14 protein-coding genes and 1 pseudogene are annotated in these 16,513 nt (G+C 48.8%); 7 read left to right on the forward strand and 8 right to left on the reverse strand.

Annotation, left to right across the window (positions count from 1 at the left end; all coding sequences use genetic code 11):
* Positions 1 to 133 precede the first annotated feature (133 nt).
* The 6 genes from MCG46_RS12115 to MCG46_RS12140 form a co-directional block, all read right to left on the reverse strand.
* A complete protein-coding gene (locus tag MCG46_RS12115; RefSeq protein WP_240280235.1) occupies positions 134 to 1,018 on the reverse strand; it encodes a class II fructose-bisphosphate aldolase in 885 nt (294 codons plus the stop codon).
* Between the two features lie 62 nt (positions 1,019 to 1,080).
* Positions 1,081 to 2,175, reverse strand: a complete 1,095-nt coding sequence (locus tag MCG46_RS12120) for a PTS fructose transporter subunit IIC (RefSeq protein ID WP_020224021.1) — start codon at positions 2,173 to 2,175, stop codon at positions 1,081 to 1,083.
* 18 nt (positions 2,176 to 2,193) lie between these two features.
* Positions 2,194 to 2,505: a PTS fructose transporter subunit IIB gene (locus MCG46_RS12125; protein ID WP_117894909.1), complete on the reverse strand. Its 312-nt coding sequence runs from the start codon at positions 2,503 to 2,505 to the stop codon at positions 2,194 to 2,196.
* A 143-nt stretch (positions 2,506 to 2,648) separates the two neighbouring features.
* Entirely contained in the window at positions 2,649 to 3,101 is a 453-nt protein-coding gene (locus tag MCG46_RS12130; RefSeq protein WP_240280236.1) for a PTS sugar transporter subunit IIA, read from the reverse strand.
* A 36-nt stretch (positions 3,102 to 3,137) separates the two neighbouring features.
* On the reverse strand, positions 3,138 to 5,105 hold the full coding sequence (locus MCG46_RS12135) for a BglG family transcription antiterminator (RefSeq protein WP_240280237.1): 1,968 nt from the start codon (positions 5,103 to 5,105) through the stop codon (positions 3,138 to 3,140).
* A 276-nt stretch (positions 5,106 to 5,381) separates the two neighbouring features.
* Positions 5,382 to 6,134 carry a DeoR/GlpR family DNA-binding transcription regulator gene (locus MCG46_RS12140; RefSeq protein WP_240280238.1) on the reverse strand — a complete coding sequence of 251 codons (753 nt, stop codon included), beginning with the start codon at positions 6,132 to 6,134 and terminating at the stop codon, positions 5,382 to 5,384.
* Positions 6,135 to 6,209: 75 nt separating this feature from the next.
* On the opposite strand from MCG46_RS12140, the gene MCG46_RS12145 reads away from it, so the two are divergent.
* The 4 genes from MCG46_RS12145 (at position 6,210) to MCG46_RS12160 (ending at position 10,292) form a co-directional block, all read left to right on the forward strand.
* Positions 6,210 to 6,998, forward strand: a complete 789-nt coding sequence (locus MCG46_RS12145; protein ID WP_240280239.1) for a 5-deoxy-glucuronate isomerase — start codon at positions 6,210 to 6,212, stop codon at positions 6,996 to 6,998.
* Positions 6,999 to 7,021: 23 nt separating this feature from the next.
* Positions 7,022 to 8,077 (forward strand): transaldolase family protein, encoded by a 1,056-nt coding sequence (locus MCG46_RS12150; RefSeq protein ID WP_240280240.1) that lies wholly within the window; start codon positions 7,022 to 7,024, stop codon positions 8,075 to 8,077.
* Between the two features lie 11 nt (positions 8,078 to 8,088).
* Positions 8,089 to 9,240, forward strand: a complete 1,152-nt coding sequence (locus tag MCG46_RS12155) for an iron-containing alcohol dehydrogenase (RefSeq protein ID WP_240280241.1) — start codon at positions 8,089 to 8,091, stop codon at positions 9,238 to 9,240.
* 92 nt (positions 9,241 to 9,332) lie between these two features.
* Positions 9,333 to 10,292: an aldo/keto reductase gene (locus MCG46_RS12160; protein WP_240280242.1), complete on the forward strand. Its 960-nt coding sequence runs from the start codon at positions 9,333 to 9,335 to the stop codon at positions 10,290 to 10,292.
* A gap of 642 nt (positions 10,293 to 10,934) precedes the next feature.
* Here MCG46_RS12160 and MCG46_RS12165 read toward each other — a convergent pair.
* Positions 10,935 to 11,219 (reverse strand): annotated as a pseudogene (locus MCG46_RS12165) (helix-turn-helix domain-containing protein); the annotation flags it as partial.
* Positions 11,220 to 11,297: 78 nt separating this feature from the next.
* On the opposite strand from MCG46_RS12165, the gene MCG46_RS19640 reads away from it, so the two are divergent.
* Positions 11,298 to 11,534 carry a helix-turn-helix domain-containing protein gene (locus MCG46_RS19640; protein ID WP_370776622.1) on the forward strand — a complete coding sequence of 79 codons (237 nt, stop codon included), beginning with the start codon at positions 11,298 to 11,300 and terminating at the stop codon, positions 11,532 to 11,534.
* Positions 11,535 to 11,792 (forward strand): helix-turn-helix domain-containing protein, encoded by a 258-nt coding sequence (locus tag MCG46_RS12170; protein WP_240280244.1) that lies wholly within the window; start codon positions 11,535 to 11,537, stop codon positions 11,790 to 11,792.
* Between the two features lie 106 nt (positions 11,793 to 11,898).
* Here the strand turns inward: MCG46_RS12170 and MCG46_RS12175 are convergent, their stop codons facing one another.
* On the reverse strand, positions 11,899 to 14,445 hold the full coding sequence (locus MCG46_RS12175; protein WP_240280245.1) for an FAD-dependent oxidoreductase: 2,547 nt from the start codon (positions 14,443 to 14,445) through the stop codon (positions 11,899 to 11,901).
* 263 nt (positions 14,446 to 14,708) lie between these two features.
* On the opposite strand from MCG46_RS12175, the gene MCG46_RS12180 reads away from it, so the two are divergent.
* Positions 14,709 to 16,499 (forward strand): flavocytochrome c, encoded by a 1,791-nt coding sequence (locus MCG46_RS12180; RefSeq protein ID WP_240280246.1) that lies wholly within the window; start codon positions 14,709 to 14,711, stop codon positions 16,497 to 16,499.
* Positions 16,500 to 16,513: the final 14 nt, after the last annotated feature.

A 16,513-nucleotide genomic window follows, 5' to 3' on the forward strand; every position in this document is an offset into this window, starting at 1 on the left:
ATTGCCTTTTATTTTTCTCTTTATCCTTGAATTTTGATCATATAATAAGCTTCTTCAAGACAAACACTGAAATCAGAAACAGAAAAGCGGACACTCTTTTTCAGAATGTCCGCCGTTTCAATCATGGGAGGATTTATTCGTTGCCTGTTGAACCAGACTCGCCATAGAAATACTGATTGTTGGAACCGATGACGCGGATATATTCCTTCACAAACTGCTTTACGGCAGCTTCGGCCGTCATGCACAGTTCCAGATAATCGGCATTCGGTTTTGCTTCCAGCTTTTCCAGCATGGCATTTTTTGCGGCATGGAAAGCATCGGTGCAGACGTTGATCTTATTGATGCCGCCTGCCACGGCCTTGCGGATATTTTCTTCGCCGCTGCCGCTGCCGCCGTGCAGAACCAACGGCATATCCAATGCCTTTTTCAGTTCAGCCAGACGTTCAAAGTTCAGCACTGGGACATAGCCCTTCGGATAATCGCCATGGGCTGTTCCGATCGCCACCGCCAGAGCATCACAGCCAGTATCCTTCACGAACTGCTTTGCTTCTTCGACATTGGTATACAGATCGACCTTACTGTTGTCGCCATCGGCTGCCTGACCGACGTGTCCCAGCTCTGCTTCGACACAGATTCCATGCGGATGAGCTAAGGCGCAGACCACCGAAGTCCGCTTGACGTTTTCTTCATAAGGATAGGAAGAAGCGTCAATCATCAGACTGGTGAAGCCGTTATGAATGGCCGTAACCATATCTTCCAGCTTTCCGCCGTGATCCAGGTTTAAGGCAACCGGGATGCTGGCACGTTCAGCCAGTTCTTTCACTAACGGAACGATTTCCGTCAGATGCGCATGCTTGCCGATCTGGCCCGGGCCCATCTGAACGATAATCGGGGAATGTTCTTCCTCGGCGGCGCTGATCACAGCGCGGGCCATTTCCATATTGATGCTGTTGACTGCCATCACCGCGTAATTATGCTGATGCGCGTGCTGCAGGATATCCTTCATCGAAACTAACATATGACTCCTTCTTTCTTTCCTTCTATAATCTTACTGAATGGTTTAGCGATTTAAGCTCAGGTTTACAGATTGATGTCCAGGTCGACGATTTCTTCTTCCTCTTCCTGACCTTCTTCACTTGGCTTTTTGATTGCTGAATAGATGACGCCGGTCGCAACCGAGCCCACGATCAGCGCAATGACTGCCCACATCCAGTTGGTCATCATCGGGAAGACGAAGATTCCGCCGTGTCCGGCAACGGATTCAACACCCATGGCAACGGCAATGCCGCCAGCCAGCGCTGAACCGATCATGGAAGCTGGAATGAAGCGTGCCGGATCGGCCGCAGCAAACGGCAGTACACCTTCAGTAATGAAGCACAAGCCCATTGGGAACGCGGTTTTCGCTGTTTCTTTTTCTGTCGCTGAGAATTTCTTCGGTGTCAGCAAGGTTGAAACGAAGACTCCGCATGGAGGCGTCATGCCGCCGATGATCTTCGCGGACATTGGGCCATAGATGCCGTCAGCACCCAGCGCATTGGCTGCCATGGAAGCTGTCTTGTTGACCGGGCCGCCCATATCGAAGCCCATACCGGCGCCGATAACCGCACCGATGATGAATTTGGAACCGCCGTTGAGGCTCATGATCCAGCCCTGCAATGCATTCATCGCAATCGCCATTGGCTTAGCCACAATCGCGAAGAAGGCAACACCGCAGACGAAGGTCGCAATCACTGGAATAATCATAACCGGCATCAGACCGACCATCCACTTCGGAAGTTTCCAGGTCTTCATCCACTGAATGAAATAACCGATCACAAAGGCCATCAGCAAGCCGCCTAAGAAGCCGGCTTTCGACTGGTTTGCCGCATAACCGATGATGAAGCCCGGAACGATGCCTGGACGTTCAGCAATCGAGTAGCACACACCGGCCGTCATGACCGCCACGCCGAAGCTCATCGCATAGTCAGATAATTTGGAAATCATCCACCAGAACTGTTTCCAATCGAAGCAGTTCAGGTTGGTGAAGATGGTAGCGCCCGCTTCCGGAGCGTAGTTGCCGACTTCCCATCCGCCGAAGCCTTTCGCTAAGGCGCCCAGGATACCACCGGCCACGATCATCGGAATCATGTACGAGATGCCGGTCATCATGTGTTTTTTAAAGTTCAACTTTTTCATGGATTCATCTACCCCTTTTTATTTTTGGATCTTCTTTTCGATCGTCGCGATCAAGCTCTTTGGATTCTTCATCGCCACGCTGATCGGAATGTCAACGGTCGGCTTGCCGGCGAAACGTTCCATTCCGCCGACGGCGATATCATGAGCGACGATGACAACATCCGCCGCGGCGATATCTTCCGCTGTCAGTTTGTTCTGCGCGCCGATCGTCCCCTGCGTTTCGATCTTGCACTGATGGCCTGCCGCCTCGGCTGCATTCTGAATTTTTTCAGCCACGATATAAGTGTGAGCGATGCCTGCAGTACAAGCTGTAATTCCTACAATCTTCATTTGGGTTCACCTCCCATCCGTTTCTCTTACTTTGGCATGATCATAATTTATCATGTTGCAAGCGCTTTAGCTTAACAACTGAGGGAACTTTATTACGGTAATTTTTTGATTAAGTAACGATTAAATTACGGTAATTTTGATCATTAGTTGAGGAATAAATCAATCAATTCCTGCTTTGTTGAAACTTTCTGCAGTTTTTCAACACGTTCGTCGTTGCCCAGCTTGCCTGCCAGCTCCGCTAACAGCATCATGTGGTTGGACGCAAAGTCCGCATCGTCGCTGACGCAGAATAAGAAGACCAGGTTGATCGGCTCATCATCATAGCTTTCCCATTCAATTTCATTCTCACAGCGGCCGATCGCAATCCCGATTTTCTTCACCGCATGGCTTTTGCCATGCGGAATCGCAATGTGATTGCCCATTCCGGTGATGCCTTCGGCTTCCCGGACATAGATGTCTTTGACAAACTGTTCGATATCCTCAATGTAGCCGGCTTCGAATAAATGCTGGCTCAAGTCATGCAGCACCTCATCCTTCGTTGTGCTTTTTAAATGCAGGTCGATGATGTTTTCATCCAAAATATCCGCTAATGCCATACGTTTTCTCTCCTTATCCTCAATGGGTTTTCTCGCTTACTTGATTAAATACTTGTAAAAATCAACGTTGGTCTGAAAATTGCGCAGGATGTTCACCTGTTCGTCCGTTCCGACCAGCTTGATATACTGCTTATAGAAGGCCTGGGTCCGCCGAATCTCAAAGTCGTTGGTCATCTTGACGACTAACAGAAAGATCACATCGACGCTTTCGCTGTCCCACAGAATCGGTTTTTCCAGCGTGGCGATCACCACCCGGGCTTCATTGATCTCATTTTGATCGCCATGCGGAATCGCGACGCCGTTGCCGATCGAGGTCGGCGTAAATGCTTCACGGTCCAATACGGTCTTCACATATTTGCGCGTGACATAGCCTTTGCGGACCAAGCGTTCACAAAGGAATTTCAGCAGGGCCGGTTTATCCTCGATCTGCAGGTGCGTAAAGATTAAATCCGGCTCGAACAGCTGATGGCAGTCGGCATCGAACTGAGCTTCACTGACTTTGTTGAGAATTGTTTTGCGGATCCAGTGATTGATCTTCTGAATCGAAGCATCCGACAGGAAATCGTCGATTTCCACGATCCGCGGATCCTGGACGTTGAGCTGACGGGTTGTCAGAATCAAATCGACGTCTGTGACCTTTTCAATCTTGAAGTCATGAACACTGACCACCTTAACCGAATGAATCAGACTGAATGAACGGCAGATTTTATCGCACAGCATCTGGTTGATGCCCATCCCCGACGCGCTGACCAGAATTGTTCTGACCGGATTTTCATTGCGCTCCAAGGCCGATTGAATGTAAAGAACGATATAGCCGAGTTCATCCTCACTGACCTTCAGGTCAAAGTATTCCTCAAACAGCACGGAGATCAGCCAGGCGACGCGGAACGTCTTTTTGTATTCGGTCTTAATATAATTGGTTAAGCCGTTGGTATGTCCGCGTTCATAGCGCAGCCTGAACAAGGTCGGCCGCATGTGAATCAATAAGCCGTGATACAGCGCGTCATCATGGTTCAGATCAACATTGAGAACGTTGCTGACAACGGAGATGATCTTGCGGACAAACTCCTGCAGCTTGTTGTCATATTCCCTTAACACCTCGCCGCTGTCGGCGCTGTAGCCGCTGTCGATCAGCTTGGAGCATAAAATTTGAATTGACAGAAACGCTTTTTCCTCAGCCGGCAGCGTCATGTTGAAATGCGTGCCGAGCTTTTTGAAGATCGCTTCGGCAAAGCTGTATTCGTTGTATTTTTGAAGCATCGTCAGCTCCTCATCGGAAAATTTCAGCCGGCGGCTGTTTTTCTGCTGATTCTGATAGATCGCCAGGGACGCATAGACGAGCACCTCATTAAACGATTCCTCGGCGAATTCAAAGCTCCATTCCTTTTCTGTTTCAATAATGCCGCGGCGCACAGCGTCGAGGTCCAGTCCCGGCATGAAGAATAAAATACTTTCATCGACATTCGTTTCCGTATCAAATTTCAGAATGAAATGCTTCAGCGCCAGCCGGTACGACACCTCGTTATACGCCAGCTCCAGCCCCTTATTGCGCACAACATTCAGTTCAATATTGAACAGCTTCAGCCAGCTGCGGCAGTCGTTGATCACCTTGAGCGTCGTCGGTACGCTGAGATAAAGCTGAGAAGCCAGCTGCTTTGTCGTCAAAGTGTTGTTTTTCGTGCTTTTTAAGACCAGCTTCAGCGCGGTTGCCGTGCGGATCTGATCGTTCTGCAGCACATCCATGTTATCGGAGTTGTTGATCAGAGAATTCAGTTTCAGCCGCTGCTGTTCATTGGCGTCCAGCCAAATTCCAATGCGTGGTTTCTTGCATATCTCACCGAGCTGATTGTCCAGCAGCATGTTGTTGATGACTTCCACTTTCGTGCGGATCGTTTTTTCTGACAGTCCAATTTCTTCCGCCAGCTGACCGGTCGTCACCATGTCTTTATTTAACAGCGCCTTCAAAATCAGCTGGGTATAGTAATTAGACTTTTGATCATTCATCTTGTCACCGCCCTTCCCTCGTCAATAAAATAACATACTTTCCAAGTCCGGCTGAAAGAAAAACGGAAACAAAAATCCGGTAATTTTTTGCTTGTTGTTTCCGCACATCCTGTAAAAACTGAAAATTATCCCTTTATAAAGGCTTATTTAACCTTTTCATCACAAAACCATAAGTTACTCAAGTTAACCAACACTTTCTCATCATCGAGTTGACAACCTGATCGTCAAACACTATGATAAACATGTCCAGGCGATAAAAAAGCCCGAATGTCGGACTTAGTCAATCAGCTGGATTTTGAGATTCTTGAAATACTGCCGATATTTTTCACTGGGCTGTTCATCGGTGATCACCCCGGTAATCCCTTCAAGATCGAAAAATTTATTAAACGCCACCGTACCGAATTTCGAGTGATCGGCGACAATCCAGACTTCCGCAGAATTCTGGATGACATGCCGTTTGATCACGCCTTCGCTGAAATCGGTATTCGTCAGTCCCTTGGAAATCGACAGGCCGACCGTCGAGATGAACGCTTTATTATAGTAGTATGGATAAAACGAGGTATCGGAAAAGAAGGTCTGGGTTTCCCTTCGCAGCTTCCCGCCCAGACAGATCCCCGTCAGATTCTCAGCTTCGATTAACGCGTTCATGACATGCAGGCTGTGAGAGATCACGGTGACTTCCCGCTGATGAAGATACGGGATCATCGTAAAAGCCGTGGATCCGGAGTCCACAAAAATCACATCGCCGTCCTGCACAAGTCCTGCGGCCAGCTGACCGATCCGATCCTTGGCCGCCGCGTTGGTCTGTAGCCTGGAGGAAAGGGTCGGCAGGGTTGCCGCGCTGATCTTTTCCGGCTTGGCCAGGACGCCGCCGTACACCTTGGTGATCACATTGCGGTCTTCCAGCTCCTTCAAATCCCGGCGCAGTGTCTGCACGGAGATGTTGAACAGCTTTTGAAGCTCCTCATTGCTCACCGAGCGGTTTTTGCGGATATAGGCTTCCATTTCCTGCAAACGATTGTATTTCATGGTTTCTCCCCGACCTTTCAACTTTATTCATTATAGACAAGTTGAATCCATGTGACAAGCAGAAAGGAGTTCACGGTGTTAAGAAAAAATGAAGATCTGCATCCGGGTTTCAATTTGATCTGCGATGAGGAAAAAGATCAGATGTTCATGCACATTCAGCTGCTGATCGGCCGCCGGGGTGAGTCCTGGCCGATTGAATCCGAACAACAGGAAACGGCGCTGCTTTTGTTAAGCGGAACCCTCACCTATCAATATGAGGGGAAAACGGTCACAGCGAAGCGGCAGGATTTGTTTCACGATGATGCAACTTGTCTGCATGTCTGCCGGAAAACCCCGGTGGTGCTGACCTTTGAGGAAGACGGCGAGGTTTTAATTCAGCAAAAGATAAATCCCCAGACCTTTCCCAGCATGCTGTATGACAAATCCAACATTGACAAACAGTTCTTCGGCGAAGGCAAGCTGGCCGCGACGACCAAGCGCCAGGTGACGACGATTTTAGATTATGAGCGGACGCCATACTCGAAGATGGTCTTGGGTGAAATCACTAACTTCCCCGGCATCTGGAGCAGCTATCCGCCGCATCATCATCCTCAGCCGGAAGTTTATTTCTACAAATTCGATCATTCGCAGGGCTTCGGCAGCTGCTTCATGGGCGAGGACGTCTATAAAATCACGCACAACAGCGTCGCGATGATTCCCGGCGGACTGACGCATCCGCAAAACGCCGCGCCGGGTTACGCGATGTTCTATGTCTGGATGATTCCGCATCTGGAAGGCAATCCTTGGATTAAGACACGAACCTTCGATCCGGATCATGAATGGGTCAACGATGAAAACGCTGAATTCTTCCAGCTTGAACAATAGAAAAGAAAAAGGAGAAACACAACATGAATAAACTATATGAAACCGTCACGCAGTTTCCGCAGACCGAAGTCTGGAACGACTCCTGCAGCTGCGCGGAACTGCAGTACGCGATCGACAACGGCGCCAGCGGCGCGACGACCAATCCGGTCATCGTCGGCAATGTCCTGAAGAAAGAACTGCCACAATGGGAAGAAACGATCAAAACGATCATCGCTGACCATCCGGCTTATACCGAAGATGAAGTCGCTTGGGATGTGATCAAAGCCCTGGGCGCCAAGGCCAGCAAGCTCTTACGGCCTCTGTTTGAAGCCAGCCGGGGTCAGAAAGGCCGGATTTCCTTTCAGACCAACGCCAAGTTCTACCGCAGCAAGGACAAGATGGTTGAGCAGGCCTGCGAGTTAGCGGCGGTCGTTCCCAACTCCCAAATCAAAGCTCCAACATCCAAAGCCGGCGTCGAAGCGTTCGAGGAATTAACCTATCGCGGCATCAGCATCAACGCAACGGTTTCCTTCACCTGCGCCCAGGCGATTGCGGTGGCGGAAGCGGTTGAGCGCGGTTTAGCCCGACGGGAAGCCGAAGGACTGCCGACCGCCGAAATGCATCCAGTCTGCACGATCATGGCCGGCCGAACGGACGATTACTTAAAAGCCTGGGTGAAGCAGCATGACGTGCTGATCAGTGCTGAAGCGCTAGACATGGCCGGGGTCGCGGTGGTCAAGAATGCTTACCGCTTATATCAAGAACGCGGCTACCGCACCAAGCTGTTAGTGGCGGCCTTCCGTAATCAGCATCATTGGGAAGAATTCATCGGTGGGGATATCGTGCTGACGATCACCAGCGACTGGCAGCGCAAGTACAACGGCAGCGATGTGGAAATCAAAAACAACATCGACACGCCGGTGGATCCAAAACTGATGGATGAGTTAATGAAGCTGGATGAATTCAAGAAAGCTTATTTGGAAGACGGACTGAAACCGGAAGAATTTGAGTATTACGGAGCATTCTTAGCGACAATGAACCAGTTTTTGGGCGGCTATGACGATTTAGTCAGGCTGATCCGCAGCTACATGATGAAATAAGGAGAAAAAACATGGCTAATCTCTTTTTAACTCCGGCCAAAATTATCAGCGGTTCTTCAGCGCTGGAAGATGCCGGATCATCCCTCGCCACGCTGGGCAAAAAAGCACTGATCGTTACCGATCGGATGATGGTTCAGCTTGGCAATCTGGACAAAGTTCTCAACATTTTAAAGCAACATCACATCGCTTATTCGATTTATGCTGAAATCAACAGTGAACCGTGCGATACGATGATCACCGCAGGTTTAAAACAATATCAGACAGAACAGTGCGATTTCTTCATCGCATTGGGCGGCGGATCCCCGATTGATTCGATGAAGGCGATCGCGATGATGAGCGTCGAACCGGATCGGCCGCTCAACGCCTATATGGGCCACCCGGTCGAAGTCCCGCTGCCGAAAAAGGTCGCGATTCCGACAACCGCCGGCACCGGCTCCGAAGCGACGCAGTTTACGATCATCACCGACACAGCGAACGACGTCAAGATGCTGTTAAAAGGCGGCAGCCTGATTCCTGATCTCGCGATCATTGATCCGCAGTTTACCATGACCGCTCCTAAGGGCGTTACCAGTGCGACCGGCATTGACGCGCTGTGCCATGCCATTGAAGCTTACACTTCCCGACAGGCTCAGCCGTTATCGGATACTTTTGCCCTCAGTGCCGTCAAGCGTATCTTCAACAATTTAGTGGAAGCTTACGAACACGGCGATAACGAGGAAGCTAGGATTCAGATGTCATTGGCAGCCTTGGAAGCAGGGATCGCTTTCAACAATTCTTCGGTTACGATCGTCCACGGCATGAGCCGTCCGATCGGCGCGCTGTTCCATATCGCCCATGGGTTAAGCAATGCGGTGCTTTTGGAGGTCTGCATGAACTATGTTAAAGACGGCGCCCTTGACCGGTTTGCGGATCTGGCCCGATATTGCGGCATGACGCAGACGGAAGACGACCAACAGGCCGCTGACCTGTTTATCGAAAATCTGACTGCTCTGCTGGCAAAACTCAATGTCCCGACTCTGGCGCAGCTGAAGGTCGATCGTGATCAGTTCTTCAGCGCCTTAGAAAAAATGGCGCATGACGCCGCAGTGTCCGGTTCCCCGGCCAATACCCGCAAACCGATTACCGAAGCAGCGATGATCGAACTGTACCGTCAGCTCTGGTAAACTGCATTTTCCCGCGCATCCCCGGATTTCCGCTTGGCTCCGGGGTTTTCCGTTTCTTATTAAAATACGTTAAAGAAAGGATGATGAAACCTATGCGAATGACCCATTTCAACAATGCTAACGTGGACGTCAGCCAGTTAGCGGTCGGAACCTGGGGCCTGGACAGTCTGCGCTGGAATGGCGCAATGAGCGAGACCGAAGCGATTGAAGCCATCCATGCGATGGTAAAAGGCGGCGTCAACCTGATCGACACCGCTCCCAACTATGGCAATCACAGCTCAGAACAGATTGTCGGACGGGCGATTCAGGGCTTAGACCGGTCAAAAATCTTCATTTCCACCAAGTTCGGCACCCACAACGATCTGTTTACCGGCGGTGTCTTCCGCGACGCGCGCTTCGGCACTGTCATGGAAGAAATGGCCAGCTCCCTGCGCAATCTTCAAACTGATTATGTCGACTTCTATTTCCTGCATTGGCCGGATACACATACGCCAATTGCGGAAACGATGTGCGCTCTGAACTTTCTAAAGCAACAAGGCAAAATTCGATTTATTGGTTTATCCAACTGTGATCAGGCTTTATTGGAAGAAGCGATGAAATACGGTCAGGTTGATGTTATTCAGCCGCCGTTCTCAATGATCGATCAGCGGTATAAGTCCTTGATGAGCTGGTGTCACAAACACGGGATTGATACGATGACCTACGGCTCTTTAAGCGGCGGCATTCTGACCGGACGATTCCGCGAAGTCCCTGACTGGCCTGCCAACGACGTGCGGTTATCCTTTTATAAAGGATTTCGTCCGGATGTCTTTCCGCGGGTTATGGAACTGATGGGAACGCTGGATGAAATCGCTGCAGCTCACAATGTGCCTGTCAGCCAAGTCGCCATCAACTGGTCAACGCAGAAAACCTATGTATCCACTGCTTTAGTCGGAGTCCGCAGCGTTCGGCATGTCGCAGAGAACATCGAGACCTTTGCCTGGAAGCTCAGTGACAACGAAATGCAGAAAATCGACGCCAAGCTTGAGGCACTTCAGCTGGATCAGCTTTGATTTCTTCGTCATTGCAGAAAACGATTGTAAACACCACGTATAAATCATTGTTGTTTTGCGCAACAAAACTCAAAAGAGTTGCTTAAATAACGTTGCTGAGTTATACTAAAAAGGGAAAGCCGGGGTCAATCTCTTTCTATTGGGCATTCGTATTCAACGCCCTTGCAGCGTTTCTTCTTAAAAGTTCCTATCTTTTAAGATTCTTCCCATACCCTGCCCTTTAGAAAAGAAGGCTCTGCGTCTTTCCTCATAAAACAAAAAAATTTGATCCAGAATCTTTCTTATTCCCTTGCCCTTGCCCAACCAGTTCTGTTTTTAGACACATAGGGTGTCACTTTTACGCCTCCCCTCATCACTATCTGTTTTTCAAAAAATTATACTTATTGATCAAAAAACATTTATAAAGATGATAATTTAATCATACCAAACTCAACAAGCGATGAATAAACAAAAAAGGATATACACAACGGTAAATAAATAATGAAATCGATCTATTCTGCACAATTTTAAACATCTTTTTGCAGTTGGATCGATTTTTTCGTATTTGACTTACTTCAACTAGGCTATAAAGCATATCTTTTCTAATTGCTATGCTACAAAAATCGCATTCCCCATTTATATAATGATTCTCTATGACTATCGTTATGATTCACTTGTATTTTTATACTTATCAAGATAATTATCTAATGCATTTAAAATTTCTTTCCGCGATATGCCATATATCTTTGCTAATTGATCCAGCTCAGGTAATCCTATTTCACCGGATGTTTCCGCCTGGCGTATCTTTTCTATATTCCAGTGTGTTTTTGCGGATAACTCTTCAATCGAAATTCCGTGATTTTCTCTCAACTGTTTTAAAAAATTAGCTATGATCCATTCGACTTCAGATAACATTGATCTTTCATTCATTCTATTACCTCCGTAAAAGCGTTCGCTACTTTCAAATTTATTGTACCATTTCTGAGCTTATAATTAAATCATGAATTTGAAAGAGAGGAACTAACTTTGATTCTGAATGATGCAATTAGAGATAAGATCAGGAGATTATGCGAATCAAATAAAATCAGTGAATATGAACTAGCTAAGCGAAGCGGAGTAAAACGCAACTCTATTTCTAATTTTATGAATATCAAAAGCCGTTATTTGAAATTAGCAACTTTGATCAAAATTATAAGTGTTTTTGACCTTAGTCTTTCCAGTTTCTTTTCAGATCCTATTTTTCAGGATATCCGAGGTATTTAAATGAACAGTAACGCGGCTGTAAAGAAAAGAATTAATGAGCTTTGTAAAGAACGAAAAATTAGTTACTCTTACTTAAGTAAGAAAGCTGGACTCAATGAAACAACGCTTCCAATATTTATGTCAGGCAATGATGAACAAGCCTTATCGATTCCAAGTATATTTAAAATATGTCGCTTTCTTGATATTACACTCGAGATATTTTTTGATAAAGAGTATTTTGAGAATGTCGATGAATTCTCATTTTCAGAAAAAGAGTAGCGAAGGGATAAAATTGTTCTCATGATTATAAAAATAAAACGAAACTCCGCATTGGAATTTCGTTTTATTTTTAAAGATTCTAATTTAAATCAATGCTTGTTTGCGTTTACTGATGATCAGCTGCGATGCTGTTGGCTGCGGTCCGACCAGAAACGAAGATCTCAACAATCGCATTGCCGCCCAGTCGATTGCCGCCGTGGATACCGCCGGTAACTTCGCCTGCCGCATATAAGCCTTCAATAATGCTGCCATCCGCATTCAGGACATGCCGGTCTGTATCAATCGTCAAACCGCCCATCGTGTGATGCGTGGATGGAGCCATGATTCTGATTCGCAGCATAACGCCGTCCAAGGTGTACGTGTCAGCCTTGTAGTTGCCCTTTTCATCTTTTTCCGCCGAACCGATAATATCGCTGGCCTGGCTCTTAGCGACATCCGCAGGCTGTTCGCCGGCCATGATCGCTTTGTCATAAGCTTCGATATTCGCATAAATCGTCGCCGGATCAGCCTTCATGCCGAACTGATCCAGAATCGTTTTCAGTTCATCCTGACTGGAAGCAAAGTATACTCGATTTTCAACGTCTTCCTTACCGGAAACATTGTTGGCATAATCATCATACGGATAAGGCCGTCCAACCATCACATCGGCATTGGAGATTTCTAAGAAAACACCCTGGGAACCCTGAAGTTCAATCCCATTTTCAAATTCACCTAACGACAGAACATCGCGTTCTGCGGATTCGTTGACGAAGCGATTGCCGGTTGTCGGATTGATATAAACCGCATAAGTTCCTGCACCAAAGGCCAGGTTGCCGTTGTCAATCCAGGAAATCGGCATCATCTGTGTCCAGCCTTCGCCTGTCGTTGCCGCACCGACTTCTTCGCCCATCGTGATGCCGTCGCCGACTAAGGATGAACGATTGGTCGTCTTGGTATTGGAAGTAATGAACTGCTTGTTCCAATATTCATTGGTGTCGATGACTTTCTGGATGTTTGCCGCATAACCGCCGGTCGCCAGAACCACACCCTTGTTGGCATGCGCAATCACTTTGGTTCCGTCATACATCGTTGCCTGAACACCGGTAACCTTGCCGTCTTCAAGGATCAGATTTTCCGCCTTAGTGCGCGTCATAATCTGATTTTCACCGGCCGTTGCCGAAGTTTTCAAAACCGTATTCTTGGTCGTCGCAAAATACGTTCCCCACTGTGCGGGTTCCTCAGCTTTTCCATCGCCGTCCAGATCGCCGCCGCCGAAGCCGTTTTCACGATACCACAGCGCCCCGATCAACGTCGGCTGGCTGGCATCATCAAATAATGCCCCCTGATCTTCCAGCCATTCTTTTAAGCCTTGGCCGTCATTGATAAACTGGCTGACCAGATCATAATCGCCGTAAATCCACTTTGTCATATCTGAATTCGCCCGCAGACCGCCGTAGTAAGTCTGGAAAATATGCAGGTTGACCGTTGAGAACAACGTGATTTCATGTTCCTGAACGCCTTTGTCCAGCTGCGGCTGCGCCCAGTCCAGATAAGCCTGAATTTCTTTTTTCAGCGCCTTTAATGTTGGCAGATATTCCTGATGCACGCCATGCTTGCTCAGCTCTTCAATATCCCCGGCAACATATTCATGATCTTTGTAATAAGCTTCATCGAACGGTTCCTCCGACCAGTTCAGAATCGTCTTTAACGTGTCGATGCAGCCCTGGGTTGACATGACTTTATCATAAGTCTGTCCATTGTAATCCCAGACGGCAGTCTTGGCGTCCGGATTCTTGGCATCCCAAACCAGATACGGCATAACGGACTGGAACGCACCGCCGGAAACCAGCGTATTGCCGCCGATTTCAGCATTTTCTTCCAGCACGAGCACGGTTTCGCCATTCTGCGCTGCCTGGGCTGCGGTTCCCATTCCCGCGCCGCCGGCGCCGATGACAACGACATCATAGGTCAGATCAATATCGGCCTGAGCCGGATGATCCACGGTATTCTTCTTGAATGCGTTCATGTTTGTCGCTTCCGCCTGAGTTGCGGCGTCATTTAAAGCGTCTTTGATCGCACGGCTGGTGAACGTCGCACCGGAAACCGAATCTATGCCTGAACCATTGGCGGCAATCGCATCCGCAAACAGGATATCAAAGGCCGGTGTGCCGACGTGCGCAGTTTCACCGGAGGTCTTGATCTGGATATCCGTGATCGCTTTGTCGCTGAATGTAACGTCCAGCGCGACCGGTCCATTGTAGCCTTCGGCGGTGCCGGTATACGTTCCCGCTTTATAAGTCAGCTCGCCGCCTTCTTCAGCGCCTTCGCCCTTGGCTGCGGCAATGGCTGCCGCGGCCGCTTCCTTAACGCCGCCGGAAGTTAACGTGGCCCCCGAGACCCCATCAATTTCCGCACTCTGCGCCGCCAGAATCTGATCTTTCAGCGTTTCCAGCTGAGCTCCGCCGATGGCCGGCGTTTCATTCTCCCCAGCAACGACAACCTCGGTGATCTTGTCTTTGTCAGTTGTGATCGTAACAGAAACGGTGCCGCCGAAGCCCTGACCTTCGCCGGTGTAACTGCCTGGAGTGTAGGTGCCTGCCTGATTGGATGTGTTCGAGCACGCACTCGTCATCATCAACAATCCCGCAAGCAGCAGTGGTAGTAATTTTTTCATACTTTCCCTCCTTTTCGGTTTCACCATTATAAACCTGTTAGCGGCTTACAGGTCAATCACTTTGTGAAAGTTTTATTACTTTCATTGACCTTTTTTGCAGGATCGCCATAAACTCTGGCCCCTTGATCCATGGAAGATCCTTCGCTTCTGTTCAGAATCATCCGTTTTTGTGCATAAATGGACAATATTACAAAGAATACAGAAGATAATCCATTCAAACTGCTTCCTACGTTCTATAAAATAAGAACCAGGAGGAAGGAAAAATGAAAAAAATTGTTAAACTGATGCTTTCTGTCATGATGATTGCTTCGATGGCTGCGTGCAGCTCGGCACCGAAGAATGATCAGGGCGGGGAAGGCAAATTCAAAGCCGGTACCTACACGGGCACAGCCCAGGGAAATAATGGGGATGTGACTGTCGAAGTCACCTTGAGTGCCGATAAGATTGAAAAGGTTGAGGTCACAGAACACAAGGAATCCGCAGGGATTTCCGATGCGGCTATTGCCGACATTCCAGCAACGATTGTTGAATCCCAATCACTGAATGTCGATACAGTTTCTGGGGCAACGCATACTTCGGACGCCATTCTGGATGCGGTCAAAGCGGCATTAACAGAAGCTGGGGCCGATATTGAAGCCCTGATGAGCGGTGAAGGTGCAGCCAAAACGACCGTCACTTTGGAAGATAAAACTTATGACGTCGTCGTATTAGGCGCTGGCGGAGCAGGTTTGTCGGCAGCGATTGAAGCGCAGGCCGCGGGCGCCAATGTCGTTGTCATCGAGAAAATGCCGTATGTCGGCGGCAACACGATTTTGTCCTATGCCGAACTGGCCTGCCCGAACAACTGGCTGCAGGAAGAACAGGGCATTGAAGACAGCCCGGAACTGATGGCCAAGGAAATGTGGGAAGGCGGCGGAAAGGTCGCTAAAAAGGAAATGGTCGATATCGTCGTCAACAACGCGACGGCAGCCGCGGAATGGCTGCGTGACGAAATCGGCGTCAAGTATCAGGATTATCTAGTACAGGAAGGCGGCCACAGCGTAGCACGTGCTGTTGAACCGATTGATTTAGGCCCAGGCATGATCAATCCATTAAAGGACTATGCTGAAAGCCACGGCGTCGAAATCATGCTCAACACCAAAGCAGAAGAGTTGATCCAGGATGAAACCGGCAAGGTTGTCGGTGTTAAAGTTTCTCAGGGTGATCAGACCGCTACGATCTCCGCGAACAACAGCGTTGTTCTGGCGACCGGCGGATTCGGCGCCAACGTTGAAATGCGCGAACACTACAACACCCGTTGGGAAACCTTGGATGCTTCTGTCAAAACAACCAATTCCCCGGCGATTGTCGGCGACGGCATCGTCATGGCGGAAAAGATCGGAGCGAATCTGATCAATATGGAACATATTCAGCTGTATCCGTTCAACAATCCAATCACCGGCGTATTCTATGGCATTGAAGCACCGAGCTGGTCAAGCGAAGGTCTGATCTATGTCAACAAAGACGGCAAGCGCTTTGTCAACGAAGTCGCGATGCGTGATGTCCGTGCCGAAGGCATTCTGGCTCAGGGCGGTCTGGTCTATGCGATCTACAACCAGGAAGTCGCGGATCGGCTGAACCTGGAAGAAAAGTTCGCGGATGAATATGCCCGCTGCTTGGAAGACGGTGTCTTCTTCAAGGCTGATACACTGGAAGAAGTCGCTGACCATTACGGCATCAATGCTGAGAACCTTGTTGAAACGATGGCGAAGTACAATGAAGGCATCGAAAACAACAACGATGAATTCGGCCGGAAAACCAGCATGGTTACAATGAAGGAAGGCCCTTGGTTCATTCTGGAAGGCGTCGTTTCCGTTCACCACACCATGGGTGGCGTTGAAATCAATGAAAACGCCGAAGTTCTGAATGTTGAAGGCAACGTTATGCCGGGTCTGTTTGCGGCAGGTGAAGTCACCGGCAGCATCCATGGCAACAACCGTGTCGGCACCTGCGCGATCGCCGATATCACCGTCTTCGGACGGATCGCCGGCCGCAATGCCGCCGCTGCGAAATAAGCAGCTTTCCCTCT

This window comes from Holdemania massiliensis (genome assembly GCF_022440805.1).
GTDB classification, from domain to species: domain Bacteria; phylum Bacillota_I; class Bacilli_A; order Erysipelotrichales; family Erysipelotrichaceae; genus Holdemania; species Holdemania massiliensis_A.

What these genes read in the sequence shown, in the direction of transcription:
- MCG46_RS12115 (WP_240280235.1), bottom strand. Translation starts at nt 1,018, where the DNA reads ATGTTAGTTTCGATGAAGGATATCCTGCAGCACGCGCATCAGCATAAT.
- MCG46_RS12120 (WP_020224021.1), bottom strand. Translation starts at nt 2,175, where the DNA reads ATGAAAAAGTTGAACTTTAAAAAACACATGATGACCGGCATCTCGTAC.
- MCG46_RS12125 (WP_117894909.1), bottom strand. Translation starts at nt 2,505, where the DNA reads ATGAAGATTGTAGGAATTACAGCTTGTACTGCAGGCATCGCTCACACT.
- MCG46_RS12130 (WP_240280236.1), bottom strand. Translation starts at nt 3,101, where the DNA reads ATGGCATTAGCGGATATTTTGGATGAAAACATCATCGACCTGCATTTA.
- MCG46_RS12135 (WP_240280237.1), bottom strand. Translation starts at nt 5,105, where the DNA reads ATGAATGATCAAAAGTCTAATTACTATACCCAGCTGATTTTGAAGGCG.
- MCG46_RS12140 (WP_240280238.1), bottom strand. Translation starts at nt 6,134, where the DNA reads ATGAAATACAATCGTTTGCAGGAAATGGAAGCCTATATCCGCAAAAAC.
- MCG46_RS12150 (WP_240280240.1), top strand. Translation starts at nt 7,022, where the DNA reads ATGAATAAACTATATGAAACCGTCACGCAGTTTCCGCAGACCGAAGTC.
- MCG46_RS12155 (WP_240280241.1), top strand. Translation starts at nt 8,089, where the DNA reads ATGGCTAATCTCTTTTTAACTCCGGCCAAAATTATCAGCGGTTCTTCA.
- MCG46_RS12160 (WP_240280242.1), top strand. Translation starts at nt 9,333, where the DNA reads ATGCGAATGACCCATTTCAACAATGCTAACGTGGACGTCAGCCAGTTA.
- MCG46_RS12170 (WP_240280244.1), top strand. Translation starts at nt 11,535, where the DNA reads ATGAACAGTAACGCGGCTGTAAAGAAAAGAATTAATGAGCTTTGTAAA.
- MCG46_RS12175 (WP_240280245.1), bottom strand. Translation starts at nt 14,445, where the DNA reads ATGAAAAAATTACTACCACTGCTGCTTGCGGGATTGTTGATGATGACG.
- MCG46_RS12180 (WP_240280246.1), top strand. Translation starts at nt 14,709, where the DNA reads ATGAAAAAAATTGTTAAACTGATGCTTTCTGTCATGATGATTGCTTCG.